General features: G+C 54.7%; 11 protein-coding genes. 7 read left to right on the forward strand and 4 right to left on the reverse strand.

The window, feature by feature from the left end:
* Window positions 1–161: 161 nt before the first annotated feature.
* Window positions 162–1,202 carry a glycosyltransferase gene (locus tag BN2684_RS20020; RefSeq protein ID WP_148450035.1) on the reverse strand — a complete coding sequence of 347 codons (1,041 nt, stop codon included), beginning with the start codon at window positions 1,200–1,202 and terminating at the stop codon, window positions 162–164.
* A gap of 135 nt (window positions 1,203–1,337) precedes the next feature.
* Here BN2684_RS20020 and BN2684_RS20025 point away from each other — a divergent pair, with 135 nt between their 5' ends.
* Both BN2684_RS20025 and BN2684_RS20030 read left to right on the forward strand, forming a co-directional pair.
* Window positions 1,338–1,646: an alpha-helical endospore appendage domain-containing protein gene (locus BN2684_RS20025; RefSeq protein WP_058303866.1), complete on the forward strand. Its 309-nt coding sequence runs from the start codon at window positions 1,338–1,340 to the stop codon at window positions 1,644–1,646.
* A 28-nt stretch (window positions 1,647–1,674) separates the two neighbouring features.
* Window positions 1,675–2,427 carry an alpha-helical endospore appendage domain-containing protein gene (locus BN2684_RS20030; RefSeq protein WP_058303867.1) on the forward strand — a complete coding sequence of 251 codons (753 nt, stop codon included), beginning with the start codon at window positions 1,675–1,677 and terminating at the stop codon, window positions 2,425–2,427.
* Between the two features lie 15 nt (window positions 2,428–2,442).
* Here BN2684_RS20030 and BN2684_RS24365 read toward each other — a convergent pair whose 3' ends face one another.
* On the reverse strand, window positions 2,443–3,897 hold the full coding sequence (locus BN2684_RS24365; RefSeq protein WP_058303868.1) for an alpha-helical endospore appendage domain-containing protein: 1,455 nt from the start codon (window positions 3,895–3,897) through the stop codon (window positions 2,443–2,445).
* Window positions 3,898–4,065: 168 nt separating this feature from the next.
* On the opposite strand from BN2684_RS24365, the gene BN2684_RS20040 reads away from it, so the two are divergent.
* The 4 genes from BN2684_RS20040 to coaD all read left to right on the forward strand — a co-directional run bounded on the left by BN2684_RS20040 (window position 4,066) and on the right by coaD (window position 8,462).
* Window positions 4,066–5,958: a glycosyltransferase gene (locus tag BN2684_RS20040; RefSeq protein WP_058303869.1), complete on the forward strand. Its 1,893-nt coding sequence runs from the start codon at window positions 4,066–4,068 to the stop codon at window positions 5,956–5,958.
* Window positions 5,959–6,153: 195 nt separating this feature from the next.
* Window positions 6,154–7,017: a type II CAAX endopeptidase family protein gene (locus tag BN2684_RS20045; RefSeq protein ID WP_058303870.1), complete on the forward strand. Its 864-nt coding sequence runs from the start codon at window positions 6,154–6,156 to the stop codon at window positions 7,015–7,017.
* 343 nt (window positions 7,018–7,360) lie between these two features.
* Window positions 7,361–7,978 (forward strand): 16S rRNA (guanine(966)-N(2))-methyltransferase RsmD, encoded by a 618-nt coding sequence (gene rsmD / locus BN2684_RS20050; protein ID WP_058303871.1) that lies wholly within the window; start codon window positions 7,361–7,363, stop codon window positions 7,976–7,978.
* On the forward strand, window positions 7,959–8,462 hold the full coding sequence (gene coaD, locus BN2684_RS20055) for a pantetheine-phosphate adenylyltransferase (RefSeq protein WP_058303872.1): 504 nt from the start codon (window positions 7,959–7,961) through the stop codon (window positions 8,460–8,462). Before rsmD ends, coaD begins: the two co-directional genes overlap by 20 nt.
* Window positions 8,463–8,522: 60 nt before the next feature.
* On the opposite strand, the gene BN2684_RS20060 is transcribed toward coaD, so the two are convergent.
* Window positions 8,523–9,743 carry a hypothetical protein gene (locus BN2684_RS20060; protein ID WP_058303873.1) on the reverse strand — a complete coding sequence of 407 codons (1,221 nt, stop codon included), beginning with the start codon at window positions 9,741–9,743 and terminating at the stop codon, window positions 8,523–8,525.
* Window positions 9,744–9,876: 133 nt separating this feature from the next.
* On the opposite strand from BN2684_RS20060, the gene BN2684_RS20065 reads away from it, so the two are divergent.
* Complete coding sequence (locus BN2684_RS20065; protein WP_234340286.1) at window positions 9,877–10,998, forward strand: SepM family pheromone-processing serine protease; 1,122 nt, start codon at window positions 9,877–9,879, stop codon at window positions 10,996–10,998.
* 283 nt (window positions 10,999–11,281) lie between these two features.
* Here the strand turns inward: BN2684_RS20065 and BN2684_RS20070 are convergent, their stop codons facing one another.
* Entirely contained in the window at window positions 11,282–12,538 is a 1,257-nt protein-coding gene (locus BN2684_RS20070) for a nucleotidyltransferase (protein ID WP_058303874.1), read from the reverse strand.
* Between the last annotated feature and the right edge of the window lie 144 nt (window positions 12,539–12,682).

Here is a 12,682-nt window from a genome sequence, read left to right on the forward strand (position 1 = left end):
GATCCTCCTCCGAACACGGGAACGGCGCTTTTTATTGCCCGATGCCCTCTACCGTTCGAGCTTCAATGTGTATTGTCCATGAACTGGAATGACCGAAGTCCTCTACCTGCTTGTTCTTCTTCGATTGGATTGGATAAATGTATTGGGTTTGAAGTCATGGTCTAGCTGGAAGATTCAGAGTTCATCCCGAGCTCCGCGCGGCATAATTCGATGTAGCGGCGTGCCTGAAAGCTGCCTGTTCCGCATTCGATCAAATGACGGGTGTCCGCTTCCCCCATTTGAAGGCACCGTTCAAAGACGTCCAGAGCTCCATCAAATCTTCCCATGCGGTATAAGATTACGCCTTTGTAAAAATGGAGATCAACATAGTCGGGATGCAGGGCGATCGCTTTATCGATCCCGGACCCTGCTTGCCCGATATTTCCCTCTGCAAGAAGTGCGGCATACTTCAGCTTGTATAGAAGGGAAGGCGGAATCCGTTTGCTGTGAATAAAGCGCAGGATGGACAAGTTTACGGCTTCTATGGCATCGCGATAACGGCCTGCCCGATAATATTCGTTCGCGAGATGGAATTCCAGCCAAGGATGATCCTCTCCAGACGATAGCGCGGCAAGGAGCATATCCAGGTTGCGGTGGTGCTTCTTGCGCATGAGTTCGGGCTCGTTCAAATAACCGTAATGATGAATCGTGACCGGAACGGAACGAATGTCCGAATTCCAGCCGCCTTTTACCAGGATTTCATCCGCATTTACCATCTCATGGATGCTGTAGGTAAACTTCAAACCGGCTCGATTTCGGAACAAGCGAGTCTGAGCCATTCGATAGCTGCTGTTCTCCTCTGGCGCTCTTCCCGTATAGTGAACAGTGGTTGCCGCCAGCAGCAGATCCTTGTCATCCCGCAGCCAATGGGCGGTCTTCATTTCCTCCGTGCATTCCAACACCTCATCGGCATCCAGCCATAAAATCCAATCGCCTCTTGCCTTCTGAAGTCCATAATTCCGCGCATTTGAAAAATTCCCATCCCAGATATACTCATAGCACAAGTCCGTAAATTCGGATACCACCTCTAAGGTGCCGTCAGAGGACCCCGTATCGACAATGACCATCTCATGGACATGAGGACGCGCGCTCTCAAGGCAGGCTCTGAGGGAAGCCGCTTCATTCTTGACGATCATGCAAAGGGATATCGTCGGTGCCGCCATCTGAATCACCTCCGTGGGAAGCAGGACAAGAGCCTGCTTGCGAACCGGCAACGGTCTGAACCATTTGGGCTCTTCTACATACTATGATGTAGCGAACGGACTCCTCCTTTCGAATAAAGAAGGTGGTGGTTAATCATGTCAATGCCCAACATACCGGATATCAAACCGGAGATCATTCTCTGTCGGCGGGATGTTATCCATTTGCTCTTAACGTCAATCGCTCTGGAGGAAATTGGATTTTCCCACATCATCAACGCCGAGGCGGAAAAAATCCAGCACATGCTGAAAGAAGAGTGCCTGACCTTGGATGATGCTTTGCGTGTGAATGATAGCGTGAATCAGATGCTCCGGGGAATCGTAGCGAACCAGATCCTGCTTCAATTTAAGCTGACTGATGTGCTGGCTATGGATAAGAAGCATCATGAATGCTGTGATGAAGAGTAGCCGGTCATTGGGCAGATCGGGGGAGGACATGCGGATCGGATCGTTCGCAAATAGGGTGCCCGCTGTGCCATTCGAAAGCGCAGTTGTCCATTGGAAAGAAAGCATAGAATACAGCGAAGAAGCATTAAGTAAGCTTCTCTATGCGAAAGCGGAGCAAATCGACGCCTTCCGGGAAGGAAAGCTAAGTGGAGGAAATTTGCCTGAAACGAAGGATGTCGTTCACTTTCATCGATCCATCCTCCGCTTTGCCGATTCGTTGATGATGATGAATTGGATTCTGCTTCATAAGAAAGATGAAGTCTCGGAGCTCGATAGACAGAGCCTGTCCGAGGAGAGTCTCCCCATAAAGAGAGGAGTTTCTTCCGGAAGGCACTTGCTCGATTCAGGCAAAGCCGTTTCGCAGCTGATTCACTCGCTAGCCAACCTGTTGATTCAGGAAATGAGCTTGAGAACGCCTCATGAGGATAAACTGTCCATTGTTCTGGAAGGACAATTTCTTGAGCTCCTTCACGTGATCGTCAGCCTGATCGCTTCTGTGGTAATCCAGGGGAACCAGCAGATCGAATGGAAGGAGCCGCTTAGCATTGCTCTGCTGCGATACCCGTTCCGCTATCCGAGTTCATGCCGAGAGGCGAGAAGAATCCTGCGCGGTCTTGAAGCTTTAAAGCGTTTCGCCGCGCAAGAGGATCTGAACGAAAGGAAGGAACGGCTTCCGCCGCCTTGGTTGAATCAAAAAGCAGCAATCCAGGCGATTACGGATAGAAGCCGTTCCATGATCTAGTAGCCCTTCAGGATGTTAGGTTAACCGGATGATGACCAAGCTTGCTCCCGGAGCCTGCAAGCCCACGGATACCGCTGAGGATACTTGCAATTGAAGCGTTTGACCGGCTGTGATCGGGATGATGGCCTGAGCCTGAAGTGATGTGGTGGTCACGGAGGCCGTTTCTGTTGACGGAATACTGACGTTGCTTAGCAAGATTCGGGAAGACGTTAAGAGCGATGCGGTCATACTGATCGAATAACGAATGAAGTAGTTACCGGTATTGCCGATGGTAAGCGTGTCGTTTGCTCCGTTGATGGTGATGCCAGTGGGAATGTTCTGGTTGTTCGGTAAGGTGACAAGTCCCGAACCGAGAAGCACGGCAATCGTTCCGGATGTGTTCTGTGCGAAAGCATAGTTTCCGGTAACGCTTGTTCCCGTTGCTCCTGTCACTCCGGTCGGCCCTGTAGGGCCGGTACCTCCTGTAGCCCCGGTGGCTCCTGTCGGACCCGTCGGACCGGTTGCTCCCGTGCTGCCCGTCGCTCCGCGCGCCGCCAAAAGCGTATAAGCAGCCGAAGAATCGGGCGTACCGGTAGGTGGAGCGGTATTCACCATGTAAGTAGCTCCATTGTAGGTGACGACTTGACCGACAGGATAGCCGGGAGCAAGCGCAACGTTGAACGATACCGCGCCTCCAAGGCCGATGCCGGTAGCCCCCGTCGGACCGGTTACCCCAATGCTGCCGGTAACACCGGTAGCCCCCGTCGGACCTGTTGGGCCAGCGGCGCCCGCAGCACCCGCTGCCGCCAATAGCGTATAGTTTGGCGAAAAACCAGGTGTCCCCACGGGAGGAGCGGAAGTTACGATATAAGTGCCGCCGTTATAAAAGACAACCTGATCCTGTGGGTAACCCGGAGCAAGCAACGGGTCAAAGACCACGAGACCGCCCAGGCCTGCACCTGCCGCCCCCGTCGGACCGGTCACTCCAGTTGGTCCTACTGCGCCAATCGGTCCGGCGGGGCCGATTGCGCCTGCCGGGCCTATCGCGCCGGTTGGTCCTGTGGCTCCAACGAATCCTGATAACCCGGTCGGTCCCGTCGGCCCTGTAGGACCGACCACTCCGGCGGGACCCGTCGGCCCTACGGGTCCTCCTGAAGGACCTGTAGGTCCCGTTGGTCCTGTAGGTCCGACCAAGGTTGGACTCTGCAAAGCGGTCTCCATTTTGGATTGCAGAAAAATTTGATTGCGCGCCGTACTGTCCAACATGGAGCGAACGCTTTGATTGACTTCCAGCAGTTCCCCGATCGTTGGATTTGGCCCTGATATCCCGGGTATTGTGCCCAGCACGTATTGCAGCTTCTCTCCTTCTGCGTTCAGAATATGGCTCATACCCAATTCTTCCATAGCGATGGAGGAAAGGAGCAGATTCACGGCATCGTCGCGGGTTAAACTCACGGTGGGCGTGATGTTTGGAAGATTCGGCTGTGACAAGAATTCCACCTCCCAAATAGAATACATACAAAGATCAGTCCAATATATGATTGCCGTGCTTCGCTTGTACTGGGATATAGCCCTTGTACGGATAATGATTAGGAGGATGAAAGGACTGAAGCCCCTCCTTCGGGCGTGGCAATCAAATGTGAGGAGATGGTAAGGCAGATGCCCATTCGCGTCCTGATTGCAAGTCCAGTGCAGCAAAAGCCGCAAGTTCTCGAATTGTTTCTGAAATCATTGTCCTTGTTGAAAACCGCCCCCTGTCAGGTCGGATATCTTTTTCTAGATAACAATGACCTCGAGGCATCTAGAGAGCTGCTAAAGGGATTTCAAGCGAAAACGCAAGACGTTACGATCCAGGAACGACCGGCTCAATCCTATGAGCGAGATGAGCATTCCCATTATTGGGATACAGCCCTCATCGACAAAGTGGCAGGCATGAAGGATGCCATTATCGAACATGCCCTTGAGCATCATTATGACGCCTTGTTCCTTGTTGATTCTGATCTCTTGCTATATCCGGATACGCTTCTTCGTCTGCTGGCTGTGGAGAAAGAGATCATCTCTTCGATTTTTTGGACCAAATGGCAGGCTGAAGGAGACCCGCTTCCTCAAGTTTGGCTAATGGATGAATATTTGTTCTTTAAGAACTCCGGCCTGAAGAATGATCGGTCCGAAGAGGAGCAGGCTGCTGCCTTCCTGCAGCAAATGCGGACGCCTGGTATTTATGAAGTGGGGGGGCTTGGCGCATGTACCCTGATCAGGCAGTCCGCGCTGAGCAAGGGAGTACGGTTCCATAGATTGCCCAACCTTTCGTTCATGGGCGAAGATCGGCATTTTTGCATCCGCGCTGCAGCGCTTGGCATTTCGTTGTTTGTGGATACGCGCTACCCGGCCTATCACATTTACCGGGAATCCGATCTCTTGGGCGGGAACGATTTTTTGCGTTCCATCGAGGGTTTTCTTCCGTCTGGCATCACGATCAGCTTATGCATGATCGTAAAGAATGAAGAGGAAGCGCTGGGCAAATGCCTGGAATCGGTTCAGGGCATCGCGGATGAGATCAACATCATCGACACCGGCTCGACCGATCGGACCAAAGAGCTGGCGGAGACGTTTAAGTGCCGGATCTTTGATTATAAATGGCATGATGATTTCTCGGCAGCGAGAAATTTTGCGTTCGATCAAGCGACGAAAGACTATATTCTGTGGTTGGACGCGGATGATGTCCTCTTGGAGGAGGATCGCCTTGCTTTCCTGGCTTTGAAGGGGAAGCTGGATTCGGGTGTGGACAGTGTGATGATGCATTATGTGCTGGCAACCGACAACAACGGCAAGCCTACGATCAGCTTGAAGCGGAACCGGCTGGTGAGGCGAGCTTGCCAGTTTCGATGGATTGGCCCTGTTCATGAATACTTGGAGGTGTTCGGCCGGATTGAGCAGAGTGAAATCCAAGTCACTCACGGGAAGAACAAAGCTTATACCGACCGGAATCTGCAGATCTATCGCAAACGCAAAGAGAAGGGAGATGTATTTTCACCGAGAGATTTGTATTATTTCGCTAATGAGCTAAGGGATCATGCGTTTTATGAAGAAGCAGTGGAGCAGTATGAGTTGTTTTTAGCCGGTAAGAACGGATGGATCGAGGATCAGATCGGCGCATGTCTGAAGCTGGCCGACTCCTACGAGCATGTAAGCAAACGCGATCTGCAGCTCCGATCCTTGTTCCGTACGATGGAGCTCGATCTGCCTCGGGCGGAGAGCTGCTGTGCGCTTGGCAAGCTGTTCCTGTCCGAGCAAAGATTTCATCAAGCCGTCTATTGGTATGAAAAAGCGACACAACTCAGCAAGCCTTCATCGAACGGTGCTTTGGTCGATCATGCCTCTTGGTCGTGGCTTCCTTATCTGCAATTGTGTGTATGCTATGACAAGCTGGGAGAGTATCGGAAAGCGAATGAGTGCAATGAAACCGCACTCGCTTTATGTCCGGGGCATCCGAGCATGCTGATGAATCGGGACTATTTTCGGGAGAGGCTGGGGAAGGAAGAGCGAGGGTGAGGAATGGCTCCGAAGGAGGTTGAAATCTTGCACTCATACGCGTTCCTCTCAATACCTCTAGTTGCGGTACTCCAGTTTTTTCCTGGGCTTAGGGCTAGGAAAAAACTGGACACGAGTATGTTCAAACCAGGGTGGAGCGACTGTTATACTTAGTGATGGTTATCTTTATCCGTGCTTTGAAAAGGGGTCTCCATCATGAAATCAAATGTAGGCCGCAAGCCTGCCGCAGGATCAGCAGGGGAGAAGGAGCGCATTCGTCTTGCTAGGCGAGGACTTCTCGTTTTCTTCTCCATGCTCCTGCCTCTCTCCGTGCTTGGTTATGTGCTGACGATGAAATACCCGATCTTTGTCTTGTTCCTGATGTGGGCGCCAGGACTTTCTTCCATCTTCACGCGATTGCTGCTGCATGAAGGGATCAAGGATATCTCCTTGCGGTTCGGAGGACGACGTACATGGAAGACACTGCCTTTCGTCCTGCTGTTTCCTGCAGTCATCGGCCTGGTTGCTTATGGGGTTGCTTGGAGTACGGGACTGGTACAATACGTCACTCCGGACACGTACATAAAGGCTTCGCCTTTCGTTACCTTCGTGAGCCTCTTGCTCATCCAGATGGTTGTCGGCACATTCGTTGGCCTCATCGGCAGTGTCGGAGAGGAGCTTGGCTGGCGGGGGTTCATGCTCACTCGGCTGATCGACGCCCGCGTTCCTTACCCGATGCTGACCAGCGGGGTCATCTGGGGCATATGGCATCTTCCCTTGATGCTTGGGGGTCAGTATTATTCCGGTCCCTATCCCGTTCTCTCCGTTCTCCTCTTTATGATTTCGGTCACCTCCTTCGGCTACATGATTGGGCGGTTGCGGTTGACAACCGGCAGCATATGGCCTGCTTTCTTCCTGCATGCATCCTGGAATGCCATCATCCAGGAGGTGTTCGATTCCTCCTCCAAAGGGAAGAATGCGCTGCTCTGGACGGGTGAATCGGGGGTTTTTGTGGCACTCGCTTTGCTGGCAGCGGCATGGGTCATCTCGCGGATGCCGATGAGAGTGAGGAAGTTGTAAGCGAGCAGGGCGGGAAAGGATCGTCATAACAATCGCACCAATTCGCCACCAACCCGCCACCTGTACGTCAAAAAAGCCCGCTGATTTCGAAAGAAATCGCGGGCTGTTGCTTGTATCGGGTGCTCGCCGGGTAAGCGAGCACCTTCATGGGAGAGGAGAAACCGGACGAAGCCTTATGGGGAATTAAGTCTTCTCCGCGGTTGTCTTCGGCATCTCGGATGCCGATATTTACAGTTTGTACAACGGGAGGGAAATTTATACTCTTCCTTTCAAAAGAGTTTTGGAGTCGTACCGGGAATGTGATACGATAGCGTGGAATGATGGTATTGGGGGTAAATGAGTCGTGAGAGTGATATCCGGAACGGCAAAAGGAAGAAGCCTGAAAGCTGTGCCCGGTATGGGGACAAGACCGACGACGGACAAAGTGAAGGAAGCGGTCTTCAGCATCATCGGCCCTTATTTTGAGGGAGGAGCCGTTCTCGACCTGTTCGCAGGGACCGGCGGCCTCGGGATTGAGGCCTTAAGCCGCGGGATGGAGCACGGTGTCTTCATCGACGCGGACCGCACGAGTCTTGAGGTGGTCCGGCACAATCTGCAGACTACGCGGCTGGAAGCTCAGGCTGAGGTGTACCGCAATGACGCGGAACGGGCATTGAAAGCTCTAGCCAAGAGGGAGAGGTATTTTCGGCTTGTGTTCCTTGATCCTCCCTACCGCATGAAGACAATCGGTGAGCTGATGCTCTCCATGCATGCCCTCGGTCTGCTGGAAGAGGGAGCAACCGTTGTGGCGGAGTACGATTCCGGACACCGGTATGAGGAAGCCTACGGGCCTTTCCATGAGGTTCGCAAGGCGGTCTACGGGGACACGGCCGTTTCGGTCTACCGCTATGAATCGGGAGTGCAGGAGCAGCCTGTAAATGAAGGACGGACGGAGGAGACGGATGAAACAGATCAAGCATGAACCATCGGTTGCAGTCTGTCCGGGCAGCTTTGACCCGGTGACCTATGGCCATCTGGATATTGTGACGCGAGCGGCGGAAGTATTTGATAAGGTGATTGTGGCGGTTTTGAACAATACGAGCAAACAGCCGCTGTTTACCGTTCAGGAGCGAGTGGATCTTCTGAAGGAAGTCACGAAGGACATTCCGAATGTAGAGGTTGACCACTTTGATGATCTTCTCATCAACTACATGACGGAGAAGAATGCGCATGTCATTGTAAAAGGGCTTCGGGCCGTATCCGATTTTGAATATGAGCTGCAGATGGCTTCGGTGAACCGCAAGCTGAATGAAGAGATCGAAACCTTCTTCATGATGTCGAGCAACCAATATTCGTACCTCAGCTCCAGTGTAGTCAAGCAAATCGCCCGCTTCGGAGGCCCGGTAAACGATCTCGTGCCGGAGTCTGTCGAGCAAGCTTTGCGAGCCAAGTACAGCGAGATGTGATACGGAACAAGTCCATCTAACCATCTAAAGCCATTCGCGATAATTCCGGAACAGTGCCTCTCAATACCGCTTCTTTCTCTTCATCCGATGGATAGGTCGGAAGCAGAGAGCGGTTATTCCGAGCAGTAATCCTGCTGCAGCCAGAGAGAGCCTCAAGGAATCCAGCGCATGCGGCCAACCGGCGAAACTCGGCAAACGGGGGGAGAAGCTTTCTGTTTGACTGAATGCCGGCAAAACCGCCATCGTTTCGGTCGATCCGCCGAGCCAACTGGCGAGCGGAACGGCAAGAGCGAAGGTAAGACCGAAGGCGAGAAGCGATTGGAGCAGCCGGGCAGCGGCATAGGCACCATATCTCGGAGAAGCTGCACCGGAGAGTGCTTTCACCTGGACATGCTGGGAGATTCCTCCCCAAGCGAGAGCCGCAGCGATGACGGCGAGCTGAAGGAGGGAAGGCTCGAGACGGACAGCAGCGGCATAGGCGCCGAGATGTGGCTCAAGCAGAGCTGGAAGCAGCAGGAACCAGCGGCCGATTCCGTCATCCGGAAGCTGCAAAGCTATCATCCGAATCAGAACAGAGAATAAAATGATAAAGCCGCATAAGGTGAACAAGGCTTGGATCGTCGAGGTCACGGCATCGCCTAATAATTGACCGAAGCTCCGCCCGTCTTCCTGTCTCGCTTCGCGCAGCTCTACATAGAAGGTTTTGGACGGTTCGTCTTTCCCGGTATTCCGGGAAGGGACAGAGGACTCCGGCAGGAAAAAGCGCCCGAGCCAACCGGCAACCCCGGCAGACAAGTAATGGATCAGAGCGAGCAGAACGCCTGCTCTTACATTCTGGAGGAATCCGGCACCCACGACGGTGACCAGCAGAGCAGGATTGCACAGGTGCGATGCCGCCAGCATACGAAACGCAGCATAGCGATCTAAGGGGGTCACATCGAGTACCCTTCGAGCCGTCTGAATGCCTTGAGGGAAGCCGCCGAGCAGCCCCGCGATAACGGGAGCGCCCCCGCCTCGGGGAATTCGGAACAAGCGATAGAGCGCCGGTTCGACCAGCGCGCCGAAGGCGCGGGTAAGACCAAAACCGGTAAATAGCTCCATTACGACCAGATAGGGCAGCAATCCGGGGACAAGAACGGTCCACCAAAGCCGGAGGCCGCCGAAGGATGCTTGAAAGGCTTCATCGGGATAAGCGAGAATCAGAACGATGAGAATAAGGGCGGACACTCCGAGTAGAGCGGTCGCCGTCCGGCTGCGGGCGGCGCTGTTTGGCTGCTGCATAGGATCACCTCGACTGCGCGGGGAAACGATTTTGTTATAAATGTACGTAGCGGGTTGTCCGGATAGACCAAGCCTTCACTTGATCGGCAGACATTCCCGGGCGTAGAATCGGGTTAACACAGGGGGGATCACCATGGAGGAAGGACGATTGGAGTCAGTTGGAAAAGATGGAGGAAGAGACAGATTTCCCCGCAAAAAGCGAATGTGGAGCAAATATACCGCCGCTACGCTCGTGGGAATTCTTCTCGCTTATTTTCTCGTCTTTTATCCGCTGCCTTATTTCATTTATCAACCGGGTTCGGCTGAAGACATCAGCCCGATGATTACGACGGCACCCGGCCATCCGCCGGATCGGGGGGTATTTATGCTGACGACGGTAGGGGTGATGGACGCCAATGTCGTCTCCTATCTATGGGCCAAAGCGACCCATCAGGAGATCCGTCCGAAGCAAAAGGTGCTTCAAGGGCAAACGGAGGAGGAATATAACCAAACCCAGGTATACAGCATGTCATCCTCCCAGTCGAACGCCATTCTCGCGGCCTACAAGCATCTTGGGATCGAGTATAGCTATCATACCGACAGCATCATGGTGCTGCATCTCATTCCGGGTATGCCAGCGTCTGAGGTGCTCTCCGTAGGAGACCAGCTGCTTAAGGTGGACGGGAAGGCGCTGGAGGCGCCGGATCAGTTGGTGAACTACCTGAGCGGCAAACAGGTAGGCGATAAGGTGAGCCTGACCTTGAACCGAGGGGGCAAGACGATGGAGGCCGAGGTCAAGCTCGCTTATCTGCCCGCTGAAGCGACGGCGACCGGAGGAGAAGAAAACCGCCGGGTCGGAATGGGCATCACCCAGGCGGTGATGCTGACGGTGCTCTCGAAGATAGACGCAGACCGGATCAGCATCAAGGCCGGGGACATCGGCGGACCTTCCGCCGGGCTGATGTTTACTTTGGAGATCATCAATCGGCTGCTTCCGGAGGATATCGCCAAAGGGCATCGCATTGCCGGGACGGGAACGATCGAAGAAAGCGGCAAGGTCGGTCCGATCGGCGGTATTCAGCATAAGGTCGTGGCGGCGGATCGGGAAGGCGCGGAGATCTTCTTTGCGCCGAAGGATGAGAACGGCTATACGAATTATTCCGATGCCAAGAAGGAAGCGGAGAAGATCGGAACGAAGATGAAGATCATTCCGGTCTCCACCTTGGATGATGCCATCGCCTATCTGAAGGAGCTTCCGCAGCAAGCAGCCGAATAAGCGAATGCCGCGTTCCTTGTGGAATGGAGTAGAGGCTTTCCAATGGCATATTTCGATTGGATAATTCGCCGAGAAGACTGCGCCATGAAGAGCATGTGACCCTTGTGATAGGCGTGTAACGACAAAGACGGATCCTTCCCCTTGGTAAGGCGGCTTAGGATCCGTCTTTGCGCTTGTTAGACGGCTACTATCTTGCGGATGCATTCGGGACATTCTTCGTTTATGCTAAGTATGCTAAGAAGGGATAGGCTCTTCGTTCGGGCGAAGGAATAAGATGAGGGTATCAGGCTTCGGTTTGCAGCGGCGCCTGATAATAGTCCCGAAGCAGCTCGCGGGAGTCCGGCTTGGCGTAGGCGGCGGCATATGCCGAAGCGGCGCGGATGTCCAGCTCCAAGAGCGGGGAAGCTTCCTTCGTGACTTTGGTTACGACAGGAACGGTTGCCGACTCTTTCATCCGCTTCAGCAGCTCGCGGCCGCAAGCCGAAAACCCGAGCACGCGGAGATAGGGCACACCGCGCTCAAGCACCTCCCGGGTCACGTCCTCCTTGCGGCGGTCAAGTAGGATGGAGAGCAAGGCCCGCTGCAGCCTGGCGTGTGTGTAGCGACGGGTTTTGGCTGCCGCGAGGAGCTGCGTTACCCGGTCGTCCCGGCGGAAATCGAGGCCTGGAACCGCTTGGAGAAAGCGGTGCTCGATTCCCTCTGTGATCTCGGCTAACTCCGCGTAGGCGGAAGCCGGGCGGGTAAGCAGGAGGTGAAAGAGCGGGCTCGCGAAGCTCTCCCACTCCATCGGCCCCCGCCCGGCCTCCCATTCCCGCCGCAGGATACGTACCGTATAATCAGGGAGATAGGGAGCGGCAGCGGCAAGCCCCGCCGCTCCCCGCTCCCGCAGCAGCAGCTTTCGCACGGCGGTGGCGCTGGCGATCCCATCGGCTGCGGAAGAGCTCGCCGCTTCCCTGTCATGGTAGCCAGCGCCGAGGCGGGGGATCGTCAGCGGGACGATCCCGCTCTTCAGCCGCTCGAGCGCGAGACAGTATTGCAGGCCGAGGATATTGTTCGGCTGCGCGAGGGTTCCCGCGTCGGGGCCATCTGCGAGCGAGGCGGCAGCCGATGCGTAGGCCGCCGGATAGCTCGCTCCCGCCGCTAGCCGCTCTTTGAGCCGCGCCTTAAGCGCCGGCGGCTCATCGCGAAGGAGAGCGGCGAGCTCGCGAAACCACGCGATGCTGCCGCTCTCGCTGCCGAAGACCAGCGCATCCGCGACTCCCGTTGCCTCAAGCGCCGATACGGCGCCGTAGGCAAACCATTCCGCGGGCTGGACCGCGAACGCGGTGGGCAGCTCGATGACGAGGTCCGCTCCCATATGAAGGGCCATTTCGGCTCTTGCCCATTTGCTGCACAGGGCGGGCTCTCCCCGCTGAAGAAACGGACCGCTCATGACCGCGATGAGCGCATCCGCGCTCGCCGCTAGTTTGGCTTCCCGGTAATGGTGAACATGCCCGTTGTGGAGCGGGTTGTATTCCACGATGATTCCTGCGGTTCTCATTTCGGTATCCTCCGTATGAATCCGGCTTCTCACAGCCATTATACCGGAGAGGACGCCCGGCCGGAAGGCAGGGCTTGTCGCAAGGAATTTTGAGGCTGTCAGTGAGAAAATGTTGACAACCGGTAGGCGCAATGGCTATAATTA

Source organism: Gorillibacterium timonense (assembly GCF_001457415.1).
GTDB classification, from domain to species: Bacteria; Bacillota; Bacilli; order Paenibacillales; family NBRC-103111; genus Gorillibacterium; species Gorillibacterium timonense.